Raw genomic sequence first — 18578 nt, 5'->3', positions numbered from 1 at the left:
CCTTGTAGGACTCCTCCGATCCGCCGGGCATTATGGCGGGTCCGTTGAGCGCGCCTTCCTCGCCGCCGCTGATGCCGGTGCCGACGAAGTGGATGCCCTTGTCGCGGAGGGCCTTCTCGCGGCGGCGGGTGTCCTCGAAATGCGCGTTGCCGCCGTCGATGATCATGTCGCCCTCGTTGAGGAGGGGTGCGAACTCGTCGATGACGGCGTCGGTGGCGTCGCCCGCCTTGACCATGATGATCAGGCGGCGGGGCTTTTCGAGCGCGGCGACGAAGTCCTCGGCGGTCTCGGCGGGGACGAAGTTCCCTTCGTGGCCGTGGTCGTCGATGAGCGCCTGGGTCTTGGCGTAGGTGCGGTTGTGTACGGCGACGGTGTGGCCGTGGCGGGCGAAGTTGCGGGCGAGGTTGCTGCCCATGACGGCGAGGCCGGTGACGCCGATCTGTGCGGTGGCCGTGGGGACGGTGGAGGTGCTGGGCATTGCGGTGGTCCACTCCTGTCACGTGCGTCGATAAGCGGTAAGGCGGTGCTGCGCGTAAGGCTTGCGCGAGGCGTCAACGCCGGAGGGCATCAAGATCTTCCCGCCGGGCAGCCGGGTGTCGCCTGATCATCGTGACACGGTCATGAGGAGATGGCCGGGAGTGTGATGCGGTCTGCGGCGGGTTCCGGTGAGTCGGGCGGGGACGGGAATGAGGCGATGGACGGCGATCACGGAGTGTGACAGGGGTGCCGGTCCTTGTCCGGCCTCGTCGACAGCGGTGGCCCTCCCGGTTGTCCTTGGCGGCCGTGGCAGCGCGTCGGATCAGCTCACCCTGAGGGCACCGCCCTGCCCGTCGTGGCCGGGGACACGGTGAGCCACGCGGCGGATGCCAGGCGCGGGGTTCAAGCCGAACTCACCGATCCACTCCTGCTGCTGCGCCCTGAAAGGCCGACCCGCTCAGCCGCTCCGGATGCCGCCGTCGCAGCACCAGCAGCACGCCCGCACCCAGCAGCAGCCACGCGCCCACGGCCGCTCCCGCGTACGAGACCGGTGGCTGGAGCGGGTTGACGAAGGAGAACACCGGCAGCCCGGTGGCCGTGAGCAGAGCCGGTACGAGGGCGGCGCTCGCCAGGGCGGGGGCGAGGAGGTGGCGCACTGGACGGAGCCCCGGATGCCGCAGGAAGTACCCCGCACAGGCCAGGTTGGCCGTGACGTAGACGCCGATGACCACGATGACGACCCCTGTCGCGATGAGGTAGAAGGCCGTGACGGGGCCGTATGCGCAGCCCAGGCCGAGGGCCACCACGACGGTTACGGCGGTCTGTGCCGCGAGGGCCGTCACCGGGGAACGGTGCCGGGGGTGGACAGTCGCCAGGGGGCGTGGGAAGAGTCCGGCGCGGCCGAACGCGTACGCCGTGCGTGTCGCCGCGTTGGCGCCGGCGTTGGCGTTGGCGACGCAGGAGTTGACCACCGCCAGGAACACCGGCACCCACATGAGGCCGAAGGCTCCGCGTGCCACCCCGTCCCACGAGGCGTCGCCGTCCGCGCCGAATTCCGAGAACCGGCCGGGCCCGTAGTAGACGGTCATGGCATAGGTGGTCAGGACGTAGAAGGCGCCCACGCCCAGGGCCCCGCCCACCACGGCTCGCCGAACCGACTGCCGCGGTCGGCGGGCCTCCTCGGCCAGCGGGGCAGCGGCCTCGAACCCCGCGAAGGCGAGCATGCAGTAGACCGATCCCGCGAACACCCCTCCAGTGGCGGACCGGCCGGGGGCGGCATGCGAAGCGGTGAAGACGGAGAAGGTGTTGTCGGTGCCCGCCCGGACGATCAGCAGGACCGCGAAGGCCACGAAGACAGCTATCTCGAAGACGCCGAGAACGGTGCCGAGCCGCGCGGAGGCGCGAATGCCCCGGTACCCGGCGGCGGCGACGGCCGCGGCACCGGCCAGGACCCACGGCCACCACAGGTCCGCCGGACAGGCGGCCCACTGGCGGTGCAGCGTGCCCGCCACGGTGAAGCCGAGCTGGAGCAGCACCAGCGGTGCGACGAGCGCCTCGGCGAAGACGTACCCCCAGGCCACCAGGAAGCCGGCCGCGGGATGCAGGCCCCGGGCGGCGTAGGTCGCCACCGAACCGGCGGCCGGCAGGTGCCGGGCCAACTCGCCCAGGCAGGAGGCCGTGAGCAGCGAAGCGGCCAGGGCGAGGAGGACGGACAGCGGCAGGCTGCCTCCGGCGAAGGCCGCGCCGCCCGGAATCGAGGCCATCACGGCCGCCGCGGGCGCCATGGCCGTCACGCTCTGGAACAACACCTCGGCCCCGCCCACGGCATCCCGCCGCAGCCCGGCTCCCGTATCGCTGTTTTTCGCAGTAGTCGCCATTGCCGCCTCCCCGCTGATCGAGTCGATCGTGCATGGCGACCGGCCCCAAGGAGGGGGCGGTCAGGCCCGGGCGCCCCGAGTGGCCGTGATCCGTATGCCGAGCCATGCCCTGATCGCCCGCGCCGTCGTGTGGGCGTGTTCCTCGGTCATGCTCCAGTGGTTGCCGTGACGCCGCCACCCCCTCGGGGTCACCCAGCCGGTCGACTGCGCGGCCGGGCGGCGGCCGGGCGGCGTCGCGGACCGCGCTCGTCCTTCTGCTCTCTGCCTGCGGCGCAGGGGACAAGGACAGCTCCGCACCCGCCTCTTCGGCGGCCGCCCCCGCGGCGGGCCAGGGCAAGGCCGCCGGTGGCAGTCCGTCGGCCGGGCAGGACCTGAGCCTCCTCAACGGCACCGCGAAGACGAACAACGCCTCGCCCAAGACGGGTGACTGGGCAGTTGAGCCCGGCAAGCCGGCGACGAAGCCGGAGGCGCAGCGCTGGGTGCAGTTGTCGGCCTCGAAGGCGAGGGCGCTCGACCCGGTGGTGGTCAACGGCGCGGGTTTCACCCTCTACCGTTTCGACAAGGACACCGCGAACCCGTCGAAGTCCACGTGCAACGGCGACTGCGCGTCCACCTGGCCCCCGGTCGTCGTCGCACCGGGCGGCAAGGTCTTCCTCGACGGCGTCGACAAGGCGAAGGCCGGCACCGTAAAGCGGGACGACGGCACGCTTCAGGTCACCGTCGGAGGCTGGCCTGTCTACCGCTTCAGCAAGGACACCAAGCCCGGCGAGACCAAGGGCCAGGGCGTCGGGGGCACCTGGTTCGGTGTCACTCCCGACGGCAAGAAGGCGGGCGGCACCGGGGGCAGCACCGGCAGTGGCAGCCCGCAGGCCAAGCCCGCCACCAGCGTCGTCCTCTTCGACAACCGGAACTTCGGCGATCCCTCCCAGGGCCTGTCCGGCAAGGGGTGCCAGAACGTGGCCCGGGACAATGTCGCCTCCTCCCTCCAGGTCCAGGGCAGCCTGAAGATCTGGTCCGAGCGGAACTGCACGGGCAAGTCCAAGGTCGTCAACGGTGACGTGGCAGACCTCGCGACCATCGGCTTCGACAACGACATCTCCTCCGTCTTCTTCGGCTGACCGGGCAGAGCCGAGAGGCTGAAGGGAGGCTGTGAATCGAGCTGCCCCGAGCGCCGGGCGGTCGGGGCAGCCGCGGCTTGCCGCTCCACTTCCCGATCGTCCAGCGCTGCCGGCCGAAGTCGTCGCACTGCTCGACGGTCACGTTGCCCTTCTCTCTCAGCTGCGGGACCAGGCACAGGTGCGTGGCCTCGCCGCGGAAGCGCAGGCTGCCGTCGGCGCAGGGCTCGGCCTGCCGACGGTGGCCGGTGCCGTCGTTCTTGCTGCCCGTGTCATCGAACTACGGGCCTCGAAGTGCTGGAGAGCGTTCCGCTCCTGTGTTCCCCAATCGGCCCACCCGCATCGCAAGTTGACCGCGCCGCGGCATGGCCGATGTGGAGCGGGGGCTGGTCCGCCAGGGCCGAGACGTTTGCCGGTCATCGATTCGTCGACCACGTCTGGCAGGGCGGTGAGGCGATCGTCCCGTCGCCCGGCCGAGGAAGGGTCGGACCGGATACCCCCGCCGCATCGGTGCAGACGGTCAACTGCCCGGCGGCCGGGCCGCCCGGTTTTGCAGGCCAATTCGTCCCATTTCAAGCCGACTTCCCTGGTGCCGAGCCCGGCCAGAGCATGGCTCCACCCGTCGGGCCCGCTGAGGAAGTCAACGATCGCGCGGCCGGTGCTGCCCGGTGATTCAGCCGGGTGTCAGAATTGCGGGCCCACGACAGGCGGCTGCGGAATCCTGGACCTGAGCGCGGGCGGGGAGAGCCGGAGTTCGACGTTCACGACGCCGTCCACCGCGCGGACGAGCCGCGTCACGAGGGGGACCATCGCCGTGTCGTCCAGGGAGCCGGACAGGGTGACCACGCCCTCCGTCACCTGGACTTCGACGGTGGGCCGCCGGTTGCGGAAGAGCCGTGCGATGACGTCTTCGCGCACCTCCTCGGCGATGTCCTCGTCGGCACGGAGGTACACCTTGAGCAGATCCGCGCGGCTGACGATGCCGGTGAGCTTTCCTTCACCGTCGACGACGGGGAGGCGTTTCACGCCCTTGCGGGCCATCACGCGGGCCGCTTCCGCCACGGTCGCGCTCGGGTGGACCGTGACCGCGGGTGTGCTCATCAGGTCCTCGGCGCTCTTCGCGCCCGCTTTGACCAGGTCGTCGAGCTGGCGGAGCTGTTCCCAGCGCGACGGGTCGCGGTCCTTGAACTCCTCCTTCGGCAGCAGGTCGGCCTCGGAGACGACCCCGATGACGCGGCCTTCGCCCTCCAGCACCGGCACCGCGCTGACCTGCCACTCCGCGAGCACCTTGGCGATCTCCTTGTAAGCGGCGGTACGACTGACCGCCACGACTGTCTGTGTCATGACGTCGCTGACCGTGCGCGGATTGCTGCTCATCTCCGACTCTCCTCGTCGGTTCGGACGGTTCCGGTCGTGTGCGTCGTGCTCGGGGCATGCTCAGGTGGTGCTCAGGTGGTGCTCAGGTCGTGCTCAGGAGGCCGGGAAACCACCGGCCGTGTCGTCGCGCGTGTACGTGAGGCGCTGGTGGACGCCGACCACCCCGTCCACGGAGCGGCACAGCCGCTCGACGATCGGGATCATGCTCCGTGCCCCGACCGTTCCGGTGAGCGTGACCTGCCCCTCCGCGACCTCGACGGTCACCGCCGACGGGGCCAGGCCCAGGGTGCGCTCCAGCAGGTCGTGGCGGATCTCCGCACGGATCGCCGTGTCCTCGCGCAGGAAGACCCGCAGGATGTCGGCACGGCTGATGATGCCGACCAGTTTGTCCGTCTCGTCCACCACAGGCAGCCGTTTCACCCTCTGGACCGCCATCAGCCGGGCCGTCTCCACGACGTTCCACTCCGGCCGGGCGCACACCGGGGGCGCGGACATCAGCTCCTCGGCCCTGGCGCCCTCGGCCTTGTCGCGTTCCCATTCCTCCAGGTCGGGGACCGGGACGCGGCCGAAGGGGTCGGGCTGGTCGGCGGACTTGCGCATCAGGTCCGCCTCCGACACCACGCCGACCACCCGGCCGTCGTGGGCCACGACCGGCACCGCCGTGACGTCGTTCTCCGCGAGCTCCCTGACGATCTCCTTGAAGGGGGTGTCCGGGCGCACCTGGACGACCTTCCGGGTCATGAGCTCGTCGACCGTTCGGTGCTGCAGCATGGTCCTGCTCCTTCCTCGGAGCCGTGGGTGTCCCGCATTCCAGCGTGGCAGCCTCCGGCCCTCGTGGAATGAGCCGGTCGGCCCGGGCCCCCGGGCCGCTGGGCCCTCCCCGGGCGGGGCGGGGACGGAGCGACCATGGAAGAGGACCTGGTCACGGGCCCGCCGCCTCCGGGAGGGAGATTCCGGTGACTGCCTCACCCACGCTGGACGACACACGCGTCACGGAGCTGGTGCGGGAGGCGACCGCCGCCCCGTCCATGCACAACGCGCAGCCCTGGCGTTTCCGGTACGCGCGCGGGAGCCGTACGTTCCGGCTGTACGCGGACTTCGAGCGGGCCATGCCGCACTCCGACCCCGATGCCCGCGCCCTGCACCTGGGCTGCGGGGCCGCCCTGTTCAACCTCCGCGTCGCCATCGCGCACGTCGGCTGCCACCCGTACGTCACGCTCCTGCCGGCCCCCGACGACGCGTCCCTCCTCGCGACCGTACGGCTCACCGACCCCGTCGACGACGACCTCGGCCTGACTCTTCTCCACCCGATGATCGACCAGCGGCACACCAGCCGGTACCCGTTCGCCGAGACCGAGCTCCCCGACAACCTCCGGACCGCCCTGAGCGACGCCGCCTGGCGCGAGGGGGCGACCTTGACCTTCCCCTCCTCCTGGCACCTGCGCTGGATCGAGGAGCTCGCCGAGGAGGCCGAGGCCCGCAATCTCACCGACAGGGGCAGCGAGGAGGACCTGGCCCACTGGACCCGCATCGGGATCGCCGAGGCCGACACGGCCACCGACGGCGTTCCCGACTACGCCTTCGGGCCGCGGAAACACGGCGGCAGGGCGCCCATGCGCGACTTCTCCGGCGGCAGGCCGACAGCCGACTTCGGGGCGACACCCTTCGAGACGGACCCCCACCTGGCCCTGCTGAGCACGGACGGCGACCGGCCCCGGGACTGGCTCACCGCGGGCCAGGCGATGGAGCGCGTCCTGCTCGTGGCCACCCTGGACGGGCTGGCCACCTCGTTCTCCACCCAGGCCCTCGAATGGCCCGACCTGCGCTGGCCCCTGCGTGACCCGTCGTCCGGCACGGGCCACGTCCAGATGATGCTGCGCATCGGATACGGCCCGAAGGGCCCCCGCGCGCCACGTCGGCCCGTGCGGGAGGTGCTGGTCACGGAGGACTGACCACCGCTCGCTCCCGGCTGCCAGGAGGCGGCGGCCGGTATCACCCCGCTCGTGAGAGCACGTGGGCAGAGGCGGCCCGGGCCCTGCGCCGGGGCCCTTCGGCCAGGGTGGGGAGCCTCATGGCCCATGGGCGGTGCGCGAGGCCGACCGCAAGCTGACGGTACGACAGAAAGCCGGAGTCCGCGGGTGTTTCGCCTCCCCGCCGACGCCCGGGGACACCGGCGGACGGAGTTCTCGTACGAGGGAGGGAACATGCCCGAGGTGGAGAGGGAACCCGAGGTGGAAAGGGAAACGGTCCGGCCGGGCCGCGTACTGCTCGGCTTCGACGGGTCCGGACCCGCGTTGCGCGCCCTCGACCACGCGGTCGACGCGGCGCTCAGGCGTGGCACCGGGCTCGCGGTCCTCTGCGGCTGGCCGTGGGGCAACCACTGGGCCCCCGCCTCCGCCGTCGCGATCGACGACGGACAGGCCCTGTGCGCGGCGGCCCGCGACGCGCTGGACGAGGCCGTCGCACGGGCGCGGAGGAAGGCCGCCGGCCTCACGGTCACACCGATCCTGACCGCCGAAGTCGCGGAGTCCGCCCTCGTGCGGTACGGACGCGACGCCTCCCTCGTCGTCCTCGGCTCCCGGGGGCACGGCGGCTTCGCGGGGCTGCTGCTCGGGTCGGTGACGCAGCGGGTCGCCGCGCACAGCACGGCTCCCGTACTGGTCGTCCGGGGCGACCCGCGGCCGCCACGGGGCACCGTGCTCGTCGGCCTCGCCTCGGACGCCGACACCGCCGCGCTGCGCTTCGGTTTCGAGGAAGCGGCCCGGCGCGACGCGGGCCTGTGGGTGGTGCACGCGTGGCGCCTCCCGGCCTCGCCGAGCGCGGAGCCGTCCGGACGTCTGCTCTGGGACGACGCGGAGGTACTGGCGAAGTCGGCCGAGGCCGTACCGCAGTTCGCGGTAGCGCCGCTGCGGGACGAGTTCCCCGGCGTCCCGGTCCGCACCGAGGCGATGTGCCTGGGAGCCGGGCACGCCCTGACGGAGGCGAGCCGGGAGGCCGAGCTCGTCGTCCTGGCCGCCCACCGCCGCAAGCGGCGGCTCGGCCTCCATCTGGGCCCGGTCACCCACGCGGTACTGCAGCACGCGCACTGCCCGGTGGCCGTCGTCCCGGCCGACTGACGCACCGTCATCAGGAAGGAGCGCGCCGTGAAGCACCGGCGCATCGACCGGATCATGACCCGCGGCGTCGTCACGGTACCCCCGGACGCGTCGTTCAAGACCGTGGCGGAGACCCTGGCGCGGTACGACATCAGCGGAGTGCCCGTCGTCGACGCCGAAGGGGCCGTCCTGGGGGTGGTGTCCCGTACCGACCTCGTGCTCCGGCAGTCGCGCCCCGAGGCCGAACGGCCGCCCTGGTACAAGCGGTGGGCCGTCGACCCGCGCCGCCCCCGGCCCAAGGACCGTACAGCGGCCCGGCTGATGAGCTCACCCGTGGTGTCCGTCGGCCCGCGCGACACCGTCGTCGACGCCGCGCGGACCATGGCCCGGCGGCACGTGGAACGCCTCCCCGTGCTCGACGACGACGGCGCGCTGGTGGGGATCGTCACCCGCAGCGACCTGCTGAGCGTCTTCCGGCGCCCGGACATGGACATCCGCTCCGAGGTGATCGAGGAAGTCCTCGTGGGCACACTGTGCTGCTCGCCGCACATGGTCGACGCACGGGTGCGCGACGGCGTCGTGAACCTCACGGGCACGCTGGAGCGGAGCGGCGAGGTGGCCGTCGCCGTCGGTCTCACCCGGCGCGTCGACGGCGTGGTGGACGTCGTCGACAACCTGCGCTTCCGGACGGACGACTCCCGCACGCGGCCGGCGGACAGGGCCATGGGCGAGGTCTCGGAGGAGTGGCTGCGCGGTCTGTGAGGCGGCAGGAAAGCGCTGGGGCCCGCCGGGATTTCCCGGCGGGCCCCAGTCCGTGCCCCCGCGTCGGCGGGAGCACGGGCGGTCACGCGGACCAGGTCCAGTCCGCCACCTCCGGCAGGTCCGTGCCGTGTTCACGGATCCACGCCGCGTGCCGCGTACGGGCGTCCGTCATGGACTGCCGCAGGGCGGCCGCGCGCACGGCCAGGCCGGGGACGCGGTCGATGACGTCCATCACCAGGCGGTAGCGGTCGAGGTCGTTGCGGACCAGCATGTCGAACGGGGTCGTCGTGGTGCCGATCTCCTTGTAGCCGCGCACGTGCAGGTGGGCGTGGCCCGCGCGGCGGTAGGCCAGGCGGTGGATGAGCCAGGGGTAGCCGTGGTAGGCGAAGACGACCGGCTTGTCGCGGGTGAACAGCGCGTCGTACTCGCTGTCGGGCATCCCGTGCGGGTGCTCCTCGGCGGGCAGCAGCCGGGCCAGGTCGACGACGTTGACCACGCGCACGGCCACGTCCGGCAGCTCGTGCCGGATGATCTGGGCCGCGGCCAGCACCTCCTGGGTGGGGACGTCCCCGGCGCACGCGAGGACGACGTCCGGCTCCCGGGAGCCGTCCTCGGTACCCGCCCACGGCCAGACACCGGCGCCGCGGGCGCAGTGGACCCGCGCCTGGTCCATGCTCAGCCAGTCGAAGCAGGGCTGCTTCCCCGCGACGATCACGTTCACGTAGTCGCGGCTGCGGAGCGCGTGGTCGGCGACGGACAGCAGGGTGTTGCTGTCCGGTGGCAGGTAGACCCGTACGACCTCGGGGCTCTTGTTGAGGACGTGGTCGACGAAGCCGGGGTCCTGGTGGGAGAAGCCGTTGTGGTCCTGGCGCCAGACGTGCGAGGTGAGCAGGTAGTTGAGCGAGGCGATGGGGCGCCGCCAGGGCAGCCTGCGGCTGACCCGCAGCCACTTGATGTGCTGGTTGACCATCGAGTCGACGATGTGCGTGAAGGCCTCGTAGCAGGAGAACAGCCCGTGCCGGCCGGTGAGGAGGTAGCCCTCCAGCCAGCCCTGGCAGGTGTGTTCGGAGAGGATCTCCATGACGCGGCCGTGCCGGTCCAGGTGCTCGTCCGTCGGCAGCGTCCCGGCCTGCCAGGCCTTGCCGCTGGCCCGGTACACGGCCTGGAGCCGGTTGGAGGCGGTCTCGTCGGGGCCGACGATCCGGAAGTCGCGGCGCCCGCTGGTGGCCTCCATGATGTGTTCGAGCAGTTCGCCGAGGACGCGCGTGGGTTCGTGCAGGGTCGCGCCGGGCTTGTCGACCGGGACGGCGAAGCGGTCGAGCGGCGGTACGGGCAGGTCGCGCAGCAGCAGGCCGCCGTTGGCGTGGGGCGTCGCGCCGAGCCGCCGGGCGCCCTCCGGCACGCATGCCAGGACCTCGGGCCTGGGCCGCCCATGGTCGTCGAAGAGCTCCTCCGGCCGGTAGGAGCGCAGCCACGCCTCCAGCTGCCGCAGGTGCTCGGGGTGTTCGCGGACCGCGGCCAGCGGGACCTGGTGGGCGCGCCAGGTGCCCTCGACCGGGAGGCCGTCGACCTCGGCGGGACCGGTCCAGCCCTTGGGCGTCCGCAGCACGATCATGGGCCAGCGGGGCCGCTCGGTGACCCCCTCGTCCCGCGCGGTGCGCTGGAGCAGGGCGATCCGGTCGAGCGCGGTGTCCATGGCGGCGGCCATGGCCCGGTGGACGGTGAACGGGTCGTCACCGGTCACGTGGAGCGGTTCGTGCCCGTAGCCGCGCAGCAGCTCGTCCAGCTCGGGTTCGGGGAGGCGGGAGAGCACGGTCGGGTTGGCGATCTTGTAGCCGTTGAGGTGCAGGACGGGCAGCACCGCGCCGTCGTGCACCGGGTCGAGGAACTTGTCGGAGTGCCAGGACGCGGCCAGCGGCCCGGTCTCGGCCTCGCCGTCACCGACGACGCACACGACCACCAGGTCCGGGTTGTCGAAGGCGGCGCCGTAGGCGTGCGAGAGGGAGTAGCCGAGCTCCCCGCCCTCGTGGATCGACCCGGGCGTCTCGGGAGCCACATGGCTGGGGACACCGCCGGGAAAGGAGAACTGCCGGAACAGCCGCGCCATGCCGTCCGCGTCCCGGCTCACGTCGGGGTAGGTCTCCGAGTACGTGCCCTCCAGCCAGGAGTTCGCCAGCACCGCGGGGCCGCCGTGCCCGGGGCCCCAGACACACAGGGCGTCCAGGCCGCGGGCCCGGACGGCCCGGTTGAGGTGGGTGTGGACGAGGTTCAGCCCGGGCGAGGTGCCCCAGTGGCCGAGCAGGCGCGGCTTGACGTGTTCCGGCCGCAGCGGCCCCCTCAGCAGGGGGTTGGCCATGAGGTAGATCTGCCCGACGGCCAGGTAGTTCGCGGCTCGCCAGTGCAGGTCCAGGGACCGGACCTCGTCGTCGGTGATTCCGGCCGGTGCCGACGTCGGGACGTCCCGCATGACTGTCTCCAAGGGGGTCGGTGGGTCCTGCCCGTCCGCGCCTCAGTGTGCTCCCCGGTCAGGGGCGGTCACAGGGCCGGTCGGAGTCGGGACAGGGACCGTCCGGCCCCCCCCGCCCCGGGCTTTCGGCGTAGCGTCGGACGGGCATGGGAGGTGAGCGCGGTGACGGACAGGAACGGGCCGCAGCGCCTGGCGCGCCCGGCGTACGAGCGGGAGCTCCAGCGGCTCCAGCTGGAACTGGCCAGGCTCCAGGAGTGGATCCGGGCCGAAGGCCGACGCCTCGTCGTGGTCTTCGAAGGGCGGGACGCGGCCGGCAAGGGAAGCGCCATCAAACGGGTCACGGAGCGGCTCAACCCACGCGTCGCCCGCGTCGTCGCGCTCCCCGTCCCGACCGAGCGGGAACGCACGCAGTGGTACTTCCAGCGGTACGTGGCGGAGCTGCCCGCCGCGGGCGAGATCGTGCTGTTCGACCGCAGCTGGTACAACCGGGCCGGGGTCGAGCGGGTGATGGGCTTCTGCACCGACGCGGAGCACGAACGGTTCCTGGACCAGTGTCCCGTCTTCGAACGGCTCCTGATCCAGGACGGGATCATGCTGCGCAAGTACTGGTTCTCGGTGAGCGGCGAGGTACAGCAGCAACGGTTCCGCAGCCGGCTGGAGGACCCGACGCGGCGCTGGAAGCTCTCGGCGATGGACCTGGAGTCGGTCACCCGCTGGGAGGCGTACTCCCGGGCGAAGGACGAGATGTTCGCCCGTACCGACACCCCCGAGTCGCCCTGGTACGTCGTCGAGAGCGACGACAAGCGCTCCGCCCGCATCAACATGATCGCCCACCTGCTGTCGACCGTGCCGTACCACGAAGTCCCGCCGGTCGCCCTTGAACTGCCGCCCCGCCCGCCCTCCACCGGATACGAGCGGGTGCCCCGGGAGCTGCGGACGTACGTGCCCGATCACGCCGCCCGGCTCGTGGAATAGGGCCGGTGTCCCGCGGCACGCGGTCAGCGCACCAGGACACGCTCCCCGGAGCGGGGGACGACCGCGGTCCAGCCCAGGCTGCGGTCGATGCGCTCCCGCAGTGCCTCGGACGACTCGGGCTCGCCGTGCACGAGGTACGTGGCGCTCGGTGCCGGGGCGCCGTGGAGCCAGCCGAGGATCTCGGCGGCGTCGGCGTGGGCGGAGAAGCCCGGGACGTCGACGACCTCGGCGCGCACCGGCACGTACTCGCCGAACATCTTCAGCGTCCGGCAGCCTTCGGCCAGGTCGCGTGCCCGGGTCCCGCGTGCCGCGAACCCGACGATGATCACGGTGTTCCGGGAGTCGGGCAGCAGCCGGTACAGGTGGTGCAGGACGCGGCCGCCGGTGGCCATTCCGGAGGCGGAGACGATGACACAGGGCTTGCGGACCTCGTTGATCTCGATCGATTCGGCCACCGACCGGGCGACCGAGAAGGGTGCCGGGTCCAGCACGGACGTCCCCGCCGCCAGGACTTCCGGACGGATCTCGGGGGCCTGGCCGGCCAGCGCCTCCTCGTAGACGCGCAGGGTCGCGAGGGCCATCGGGCTGTCGACGTGGACGGGCACGGTCGCGGGCAGCCGCCCCGACGCCCTGAGGCGGGCCAGTTCGTTGAGGACCACTTCGGTGCGGTCCACCGCGAAGGACGGGATCACCACCAGTCCGCCACGGCGGAACGTGCGGTCCAGGGCGTCGGCGAAGACCGCCCGGCTGGTCCCGGAGTCGTGGCGGCGGCCGCCGTAGGTGGATTCCAGGAGCAGCACGTCGGCGCCGGTGAAGGGCTCCGGCGGGGACAGGAGCGGGTGCACGGGCCGTCCGAGGTCGCCGCTGGAGGCCAGGGTGTGCCCGTCCTCCAGCGTGACGTGGGCCCAGGCCGAGCCCAGGATGTGCCCGGCGTGGTGCAGCCGCAGCCGAGTGTCCCGGGCGATCTCGGTGTCCTCCCCGGCCGGGACGGGCCGGAACAGCCTCATCGCGCGGTCGACGTCCATCTCGGTGTAGAGGGGTTCCGCGGGGTGGTGCTTGGAGTGGCTGTGGCGGTTGGCGTGCTCGGCCTGCTCCTGCTGGAGGCGGGCGCTGTCCCGCAGCACGATCTCCGCGAGCCTGGCCGTGTACGGGGTGCAGAAGACGTCCCCGTGGAAGCCCTGCCGGACCAGCCGGGGCAGATAGCCGCAGTGGTCGAGGTGGGCGTGGGTGAGCACGATGGCGTGGATCGTGGAGGCCTCGGCCGGCAGCCGTCGCCAGTTCTTGCGGCGCAGGTCCGCCTGCCCCTGGAACAGCCCGCAGTCCACCATGATCCGTACGTGATCGGTCTCGACCATGAACTTGCTGCCGGTCACGGTGCCGACACCGCCCAGGAAGGACAGCAGCCCGGGCCTGCTCGTACCTGTCATGCCGCTGCCTCCGGGAGGTCGGTGGCGAGCTCGCTCCCGGTGTCCGCCACATGCTGTTCGACGGCTACGGAGCCGTCCGCGAGCGCGGACGGCAGCGGAGTGCGGCCACGGGAGCGGCTCCGGGCGGATACGGGGCGGGAAGGGCCCGATCCGCTTCTCGCGGGTCCTGATTGCGCGGTGCGCGGTCTCTCTCCGCTTCCCCGCGTCCGACAGGGTCCTTCCCGTCACCTCCAGCACACCACCCACGGCGGAGTTCCGCCAGGGCCGGGCGACCCGGCGTGGGGCCCGACCGGCCCATGAACCACGGGACGCGGACACCGGACGCCGGAAGCAACTATGGACGACGACGCTTACGACGACGCTTACGACGCGCGCTGGTCGGACAATGGCAGCGTGACTCTCGTCCACCCGGGGCCGGACGCCCGCGTACAGCATCCGGAGCGCCGGTCCGCCTGACGGGGAGGTGCCGTCCGATGTCCGAGGCCGTGACCACCGACCTCTACGAGGTCACCATGGCCCTGTCGTATCTGCGCGAGGGCATGACGGGCCCGGCGACGTTCAGCCTGTTCGTCCGGGACCTGCCGCCCGACCGGGGTTTCCTGGTCGCCGCCGGGCTCGAACCGGTCCTCGACCACCTGGCCTCGTACCGCGTGGAGCCCGAGGACGTGGACGCCTTCGCCTCGGTGCTGGGCCGTCCCGCCGGGGACCTGGCGCCCCTGCTCGGCCTCGCCTTCACCGGGGAGGTCCGGGCGGTGCCCGAAGGCCGTGTGGTCCTGCCCTGGGAGCCGCTGCTGGAGATCACCGCACCGCTCCCGCAGGCGCAGCTCGTCGAGTCGTACGTCCTCAACCTGGTCAACCACCAGACCACGGTCGCCTCCAAATGCGCCCGCTGCGTGCTGGCGGCCGACGGACACCCGGTCGTGGACTTCTCCCTGCGCCGCACCCACGGCCCGCAGGCCGGATACCAGGCCGCGCGGCTCGGCGCCATGACCGGATACGCCGGGACCAGCAACGTCGCCGCCGCCCGCGCCGAGGGCCTGACCGCGGTCGGCACGATGGCCCACTCCTACATCGAGGTGTTCGACAGCGAGGAGGAGGCGTTCCACGCCTTCGCCCGCTCCCACCCCGGACCGGTGACCTTCCTGGTGGACACCTACGACACCGAGAACGGCGTGGCCACGGCGGCCCGCGTGCTGCACTCCCTCGGGCTCGGGCCCGGCTGCGCCGTACGGCTGGACAGCGGCGACCTGGGGGCACTGGCCGTACGGGCCCGTGCCGTCCTCGACGCCGCCGGCCTGCCGGAGGTACGGATCGTGGCCAGCGGCGGCCTCGACGAGTTCGCCGTGGACCGCCTCGTCCGCTCCGGGGCGCCCATCGACGTCTACGCGGTCGGCACCCGCGTCGGCGTCTCGGCGGACGCCCCCTACCTGGACTCCGCCTACAAGCTGGTCGAGTACGACGGCCGCCCGGTGATGAAGCTGTCCTCGGCGAAGGCCACGGCCCCGGGCCGCAAGCAGGTGTTCCGCGGTCCCGGATGCGCGGACGTCATCGGCCTGCACGACGAATCACCGCCCCCGGGGAGCGTCCCGCTCCTGGAGACGGTGATGCAGGACGGCCGGCGTACCTCGGGGCCCGGCCGGTCCGATCGGCCCGGACGGCTGGAGGCGGCCCGGCGCCGCTTCCTCGCCGACCTCGGCGAGCTCCCGCCCGAGGCGCGGCGCATCGCCTCGCCCGTGGCCCCGCGGGCCGTGCTCTCCGGCGCCCTCACCGAGCTCGCGGTGCGCGTGCGCCACCGTATCGAGCGGGAACTCCTGACCGCCTGAGCGCCATACGCGGCCGGGCGCGCCCTACGCGTGCGGGACGACGGCGACCGGGCAGGCCGAGTGGTGCAGCGCGGTGTGGCTGACGCGCCCGAGCTGGAGGCCGAGGTGCCCTTGCCGCCTGCCCGATCCGACGACCAGGAGATCGGCGTCGGCGGACAGGCCGACGAGCACCTTGTGCGCGGGCCCTTCGACGGCCGTCCGCCGGACGGGGACGTCCGGGTACTCGCCCTGCGGTTCCGCCAGGGCTCCGGCGAGGAAGCGGGCGGCCCGCTCCTCGTGCGCGTACGCCGTGTCGCCCGCCGTACGTGTACGGTCGGCGGGCCGCTGCTCGGCGCAGCGCCAGGCCCGTACGGCCTCGACCTCGCACGTGCGTGCCCGGGCTTCCCGGAGGGCGAACCGCAGCGCGGCGGCCGACTCGGCGGGGTCACCGACGCCGACGACGACCTTGTGGCACTCGCCTCGCACGTTCTTCGCCTCACCCCGCACCACGACCACAGGGCAGTGGGCGCGGCCCGCCACGGCGAGGCTCACCGAACCGAGCAGCAGCCCTTTGAGGGCCCCGCGCCCCGAGGAACCGGTCACTACGAGCGCGGCCTCGTGCGACTCCCGGAGCAGCGCGGCCGCGGCGTCCTCGGGCACCGCCACGGGGTGCGCCTGTACCGCAGGAGCCCGCTTCCGGACGCGCTGCTCGGCCGAGGCCATGACGCGTTCGGTCATGATCTCGTCCGCGGGGCGCTCGCTGCCGAAGGACGGAACCGTCCCTTCGTAGCGCTCCCACAGGGACGCGTGGACGATGCGCAGCGGCAGACCGCGACGGGCCGCCTCGTCCACGGCCCAGTCCAGGGCCGTCAGACTCCCGTCGGACCCGTCGACACCCACCACGAGGGGAAGTTCCATCGTCTCCACCGCCTCAGGCAGCGCGCCGGACCGGGATGGTGCGCGCGGCCTCTTCCACCCTCGCGCGCGACGGGGATTCCGCCATGGGTCACCCGGCCCCGCGGCAGGGCCGGACGGTGCAAGGCCGCCGGGCGCGGGAGGATGGTTGTCACGCTGATGGACCATCCGGCCCATGGCGCCCGGGAACAACGCGGGATCATGCTCGTAGAAGCCCCGCGGGAGCGGTATCGGCCGTCTGCAAGGAGCGAGCCGTGAACGAGGTCAGGACTTTCTCCCGGGAGCACCCGATCCGGGTGTTCCTGCTGGACGACCACGAGGTGGTGCGGCGGGGCATCCGTGACCTGCTCGACGCCGAGGACGACATCACCATCGCCGGGGAAGCGGGCACCATCGAGCGAGCCCTGGCCAGGGGCCCGGCGCTGCGCCCCGATGTGGCGGTGCTGGACGTGCGGCTGCCCGACGGCGACGGCGTCACCGTGTGCCGGGAGCTGCGTTCGCGGATGCCGGAGCTGGCCTGTCTGATGCTCACGTCGTTCGACGACGATGACGCGCTGCTGGACGCGATCATGGCGGGTGCGGCAGGGTACGTGCTCAAGCAGATCAAGGGCTCGGATCTTGTCGCCGCGATCCGTACCGTCGCCTCCGGGCAGTCCATGCTCGACCCCGCGACCACCACCCGGCTGATGAGCAGCCTGCGGGGCGAGGAGGAGGCCGGGCCGGAGGACGAGCGCCTGGCCGGCCTGTCCCCGCGCGAACGCGACATCCTCGGCCTGATCGGGGAAGGGCTCACCAACCGCGAGATCGGCGAGCGGCTGTTCCTGTCCGAGAAGACGGTCAAGAACCACATCTCCCACCTGCTGGCCAAGCTCGGCGTCGAGCGGCGCATCCAGGCGGCCGTCATCGCCACGGAAGCCGCGGGACACGGTGCCGGGACGGGACACGGTGCCGGGACGGACCACCACGGTCACCCGGCGCACAGGGACTGAGCGGGCCCCGGGCGGGCCCGGACGACGGTCGGAGACGACGGTCGGACAAGAGGAGCACGAAGTCATGGTGAAAGTCGTCGCCTACGGAGTCACCGCCGACGAGCGTCCGTTGCTGGAACGAGCGCTCGGCGCCCATCACGACCTGCGGTGTCTGGACTTCGTTCTCGACAAGGAGACCGCGGTGACGGCGGCGGGCTGCCGGGTCGTCTGCAGCGGCGTCAACGACATCCTCGACGCCGGTGTCCTGCGCGTCCTCGCCGACGGAGGCACCGAGCTGATCACCCAACGGGCCACGGGCTACAACAACATCGACCTCACGGCGGCGCGCGAGCTCGGCCTGGCCGTCTCCCGTGTCTCCTTCTACTCCCCTTACTCCGTGGCGGAGTTCGCCTGGGCGCTCGCGCTCGCCGTCAATCGCCGGGTGCCCCGGGCCGTCAGCCGCACCCGCGACTTCGACTTCCGGCTCACCGGTCTGATGGGCCGCGACTTCCACGGCCGCACGGCCGGGGTGCTCGGCACCGGGAAGATCGGCACCGCCTTCGCCCGTATCGCCGCGGGATTCGGAATGCGGCTCCTCGGCAATGACGTCGCGGGGAACGAGGAGTGCCGCGCGCTGGGGATGGCGTACGTCGACCGCGAGCGGCTGTTCGCCGAATCCGATCTGCTCAGCCTGCACGCCCCGCTGGTGCCGGAGACCTACCATGTCGTCGACGCCGGGGCGCTGGCCCTGATGAAGGACGACGCGATCCTGATCAACACGAGCCGGGGCGGCCTGCTCGATGCCCACGCCCTGGTGGAGACGCTCCGGGCCGGACGCCTGGACGGTGTCGGGCTGGACGTCTACGAGGAGGAGTCGGGCGTCTTCTTCTTCGACAAGTCCCTGGACGTGATGACCGACGACACCCTCGCACGGCTGATGACTTTCAGTAATGTCCTCGTCAGCTCCCACCAGGCGTACTTCACCCACGACGCGGTCGACCAGATCGTCCGGGCGACGGCGGACAACATCGCCGATCACCTCGCCGGGCGCGCCGGTGACAACACGCTGGTCCCGGCCGCGCCCCGCCGTGAGGCCGGGAACGCGGCCGACGGAGCGTGAGCCGGTCCCTGAGCCGGTCGTGAGCCGGTCCGTGAGCCGGTCAAGGCGGCGGCGGGGCGCCCGGGCCCGGGCCGGAGGAACGCAGCGCGGCGAGCCGGCTCCGGTACTCCTCTTCGTCGATCTCGCCCCGGGCGAAGCGCTCGGCCAGGATCTGTTCGGCCGTGGGCGCGGGGGGAACGGGGGCGTGGGTGTGCTCGTGGG

Annotated in this window: 17 protein-coding genes; 9 read left to right on the top strand and 8 right to left on the bottom strand. The window is 72.4% G+C overall.

Features of this window, described 5'->3' with window-relative positions:
- A partial coding sequence (locus K6I34_RS11775; RefSeq protein WP_229325021.1) for an NAD(P)-binding domain-containing protein occupies nucleotides 1–478 on the bottom strand: 478 nt, incomplete at its 3' end.
- A gap of 412 nt (nucleotides 479–890) precedes the next feature.
- A complete protein-coding gene (locus K6I34_RS11770) occupies nucleotides 891–2354 on the bottom strand; it encodes an APC family permease (protein ID WP_229325019.1) in 1464 nt (487 codons plus the stop codon).
- 479 nt (nucleotides 2355–2833) lie between these two features.
- Between K6I34_RS11770 and K6I34_RS11765 the strand changes: the two genes are divergently transcribed.
- Nucleotides 2834–3472 (top strand): hypothetical protein, encoded by a 639-nt coding sequence (locus K6I34_RS11765; RefSeq protein ID WP_229325017.1) that lies wholly within the window; start codon nucleotides 2834–2836, stop codon nucleotides 3470–3472.
- Between the two features lie 681 nt (nucleotides 3473–4153).
- Here K6I34_RS11765 and K6I34_RS11760 read toward each other — a convergent pair.
- Together K6I34_RS11760 and K6I34_RS11755 are read right to left on the bottom strand one after the other, a co-directional pair.
- The gene (locus K6I34_RS11760; protein ID WP_229325015.1) at nucleotides 4154–4846 is read right to left on the bottom strand and encodes a CBS domain-containing protein; all 693 of its coding nucleotides are present in this window, start codon (nucleotides 4844–4846) and stop codon (nucleotides 4154–4156) included.
- A 93-nt stretch (nucleotides 4847–4939) separates the two neighbouring features.
- Nucleotides 4940–5614 carry a CBS domain-containing protein gene (locus tag K6I34_RS11755; protein ID WP_229325027.1) on the bottom strand — a complete coding sequence of 225 codons (675 nt, stop codon included), beginning with the start codon at nucleotides 5612–5614 and terminating at the stop codon, nucleotides 4940–4942.
- 260 nt (nucleotides 5615–5874) lie between these two features.
- Between K6I34_RS11755 and K6I34_RS11750 the strand changes: the two genes are divergently transcribed.
- The 3 genes from K6I34_RS11750 (at nucleotide 5875) to K6I34_RS11740 (ending at nucleotide 8703) form a co-directional block, all read left to right on the top strand.
- Nucleotides 5875–6798 carry a nitroreductase gene (locus tag K6I34_RS11750; protein WP_238488706.1) on the top strand — a complete coding sequence of 308 codons (924 nt, stop codon included), beginning with the start codon at nucleotides 5875–5877 and terminating at the stop codon, nucleotides 6796–6798.
- Between the two features lie 252 nt (nucleotides 6799–7050).
- Entirely contained in the window at nucleotides 7051–7962 is a 912-nt protein-coding gene (locus tag K6I34_RS11745; RefSeq protein WP_229325010.1) for a universal stress protein, read from the top strand.
- Nucleotides 7963–7989: 27 nt separating this feature from the next.
- Entirely contained in the window at nucleotides 7990–8703 is a 714-nt protein-coding gene (locus tag K6I34_RS11740; protein WP_229325008.1) for a CBS domain-containing protein, read from the top strand.
- An 82-nt stretch (nucleotides 8704–8785) separates the two neighbouring features.
- On the opposite strand, the gene K6I34_RS11735 is transcribed toward K6I34_RS11740, so the two are convergent.
- Entirely contained in the window at nucleotides 8786–11170 is a 2385-nt protein-coding gene (locus K6I34_RS11735; RefSeq protein ID WP_229325006.1) for a phosphoketolase, read from the bottom strand.
- Nucleotides 11171–11332: 162 nt separating this feature from the next.
- On the opposite strand from K6I34_RS11735, the gene ppk2 reads away from it, so the two are divergent.
- Complete coding sequence (ppk2, locus tag K6I34_RS11730) at nucleotides 11333–12145, top strand: polyphosphate kinase 2 (RefSeq protein ID WP_229325004.1); 813 nt, start codon at nucleotides 11333–11335, stop codon at nucleotides 12143–12145.
- Nucleotides 12146–12168: 23 nt separating this feature from the next.
- Here the strand turns inward: ppk2 and K6I34_RS11725 are convergent, their stop codons facing one another.
- A complete protein-coding gene (locus tag K6I34_RS11725) occupies nucleotides 12169–13572 on the bottom strand; it encodes an MBL fold metallo-hydrolase RNA specificity domain-containing protein (protein WP_229325002.1) in 1404 nt (467 codons plus the stop codon).
- Nucleotides 13573–13908: 336 nt separating this feature from the next.
- On the opposite strand from K6I34_RS11725, the gene K6I34_RS38850 reads away from it, so the two are divergent.
- Both K6I34_RS38850 and K6I34_RS11720 read left to right on the top strand, forming a co-directional pair.
- A complete protein-coding gene (locus K6I34_RS38850; protein WP_374230895.1) occupies nucleotides 13909–14028 on the top strand; it encodes a DUF1918 domain-containing protein in 120 nt (39 codons plus the stop codon).
- A gap of 17 nt (nucleotides 14029–14045) precedes the next feature.
- Nucleotides 14046–15395 (top strand): nicotinate phosphoribosyltransferase, encoded by a 1350-nt coding sequence (locus K6I34_RS11720; RefSeq protein ID WP_229325000.1) that lies wholly within the window; start codon nucleotides 14046–14048, stop codon nucleotides 15393–15395.
- Nucleotides 15396–15419: 24 nt separating this feature from the next.
- On the opposite strand, the gene K6I34_RS11715 is transcribed toward K6I34_RS11720, so the two are convergent.
- Nucleotides 15420–16292 (bottom strand): universal stress protein, encoded by an 873-nt coding sequence (locus tag K6I34_RS11715; RefSeq protein ID WP_229324998.1) that lies wholly within the window; start codon nucleotides 16290–16292, stop codon nucleotides 15420–15422.
- Between the two features lie 251 nt (nucleotides 16293–16543).
- Between K6I34_RS11715 and K6I34_RS11710 the strand changes: the two genes are divergently transcribed.
- Entirely contained in the window at nucleotides 16544–17278 is a 735-nt protein-coding gene (locus K6I34_RS11710) for a response regulator transcription factor (RefSeq protein WP_229324996.1), read from the top strand.
- Nucleotides 17279–17345: 67 nt separating this feature from the next.
- Nucleotides 17346–18377 carry a 2-hydroxyacid dehydrogenase gene (locus K6I34_RS11705; protein ID WP_229325025.1) on the top strand — a complete coding sequence of 344 codons (1032 nt, stop codon included), beginning with the start codon at nucleotides 17346–17348 and terminating at the stop codon, nucleotides 18375–18377.
- A 40-nt stretch (nucleotides 18378–18417) separates the two neighbouring features.
- Here K6I34_RS11705 and K6I34_RS11700 read toward each other — a convergent pair whose 3' ends face one another.
- A complete protein-coding gene (locus K6I34_RS11700) occupies nucleotides 18418–18525 on the bottom strand; it encodes an SHOCT domain-containing protein (protein ID WP_374230896.1) in 108 nt (35 codons plus the stop codon).
- Between the last annotated feature and the right edge of the window lie 53 nt (nucleotides 18526–18578).

This window comes from Streptomyces sp. UNOC14_S4 (genome assembly GCF_020740835.1).
Classification (GTDB): domain Bacteria; phylum Actinomycetota; class Actinomycetes; order Streptomycetales; family Streptomycetaceae; genus Streptomyces.
This window is presented reverse-complemented; position numbering and strand designations above follow the sequence as displayed.

Excerpts from the sequence above, each read along its gene's own strand:
- K6I34_RS11770 (WP_229325019.1), bottom strand. The coding sequence starts at position 2,354 with ATGGCGACTACTGCGAAAAACAGCGATACGGGAGCCGGGCTGCGGCGG.
- K6I34_RS11760 (WP_229325015.1), bottom strand. The coding sequence starts at position 4,846 with ATGAGCAGCAATCCGCGCACGGTCAGCGACGTCATGACACAGACAGTC.
- K6I34_RS11750 (WP_238488706.1), top strand. The coding sequence starts at position 5,875 with ATGCACAACGCGCAGCCCTGGCGTTTCCGGTACGCGCGCGGGAGCCGT.
- K6I34_RS11745 (WP_229325010.1), top strand. The coding sequence starts at position 7,051 with ATGCCCGAGGTGGAGAGGGAACCCGAGGTGGAAAGGGAAACGGTCCGG.
- K6I34_RS11735 (WP_229325006.1), bottom strand. The coding sequence starts at position 11,170 with ATGCGGGACGTCCCGACGTCGGCACCGGCCGGAATCACCGACGACGAG.
- K6I34_RS11725 (WP_229325002.1), bottom strand. The coding sequence starts at position 13,572 with ATGACAGGTACGAGCAGGCCCGGGCTGCTGTCCTTCCTGGGCGGTGTC.
- K6I34_RS38850 (WP_374230895.1), top strand. The coding sequence starts at position 13,909 with ATGGACGACGACGCTTACGACGACGCTTACGACGCGCGCTGGTCGGAC.
- K6I34_RS11720 (WP_229325000.1), top strand. The coding sequence starts at position 14,046 with ATGTCCGAGGCCGTGACCACCGACCTCTACGAGGTCACCATGGCCCTG.
- K6I34_RS11715 (WP_229324998.1), bottom strand. The coding sequence starts at position 16,292 with ATGGAACTTCCCCTCGTGGTGGGTGTCGACGGGTCCGACGGGAGTCTG.